1 protein-coding gene is annotated in these 889 nt (G+C 53.2%); it reads left to right on the plus strand.

What is annotated here, in order from left to right; translation table 11 throughout:
* Positions 1-826, plus strand: an 826-nt coding sequence (locus QJ48_RS34940) for an ABC transporter substrate-binding protein (protein WP_157261883.1), incomplete at its 5' end; no start/stop codon positions are given.
* Between the last annotated feature and the right edge of the window lie 63 nt (positions 827-889).

The raw sequence follows: 889 nt of genomic DNA on the forward strand, positions 1-889 counted from the left end.
CTATAACAAAGAGCTGTTCCAAAAAGTCGGCGCCGAGCCGCCGAAAACGATCGAGGAATTCGAGGCGGTCGCCGACAAATTCAAAGCGATCGATGTCGTGCCGATGGCGATGGCCGACAAAGACAACTTCCGCGGAGGCCATCTGCTGACGAATTTGGCGCTGAAAAAATACGGATTCCAAAAAACGGAAGATCTGATGAGCGGCAAAGCGAAATGGAACGATCCCGATATGGTTTCCTTGCTGCAAACGATGAAAAACTGGCAGGATAAAGGCATCTTCGGCAAAAATATGGTAACGACCGATGGCAACGCGATTACGAGCATGTTCCTCGGCGGCAAGAGCGCCATGATGTTTGAAGGCGTCTGGGCCATTTCCTCGATCGCCGCTTCTCCGATCGCCGACAAAATCGGGGTCATTCCGTTCCCGGGCTACAAAGACAAGCCGGAGTTCAAGGACAACTGGTTCGGCGGAGCGGGCGGTTACTCGGTTTCCAAGGAAGTCACAGGCGCGAAAAAAGACGCTACGATCAAGCTGCTGAAGTTCCTGACCTCCGTCGATGCGTTCAAGTATTTCCTCAAGGAAACGAAGGGCGGCGTCTATCCGGTCAAAATGGATTCGGGCTCGGCTCCGGTCGATCCGGTTACCGCAGAGTACGTGAAGGCGCAAAGCACGGCCAAAGACTTCAAAGGCGAAATTGAGGAATACAGCCCGATCATGCAACTGCAGGACAAGGTGCGCAACGAAGTCCAAGGCATGTTCGCCGGCAACCCTCCGCAAAAGACGGCGGATACGATTCAAAGCTTTGTCGATTCGAATAAGAAGTAGGTGGGGGGGAAAACCAGCTTCGCGATTTGAATTCTCCGTCATAGACCGGTGGGGTATATCCCT

Origin of the sequence: Paenibacillus sp. A3 (genome assembly GCF_001399685.1) — a bacterium.
Taxonomy (GTDB): domain Bacteria; phylum Bacillota; class Bacilli; order Paenibacillales; family NBRC-103111; genus Paenibacillus_G.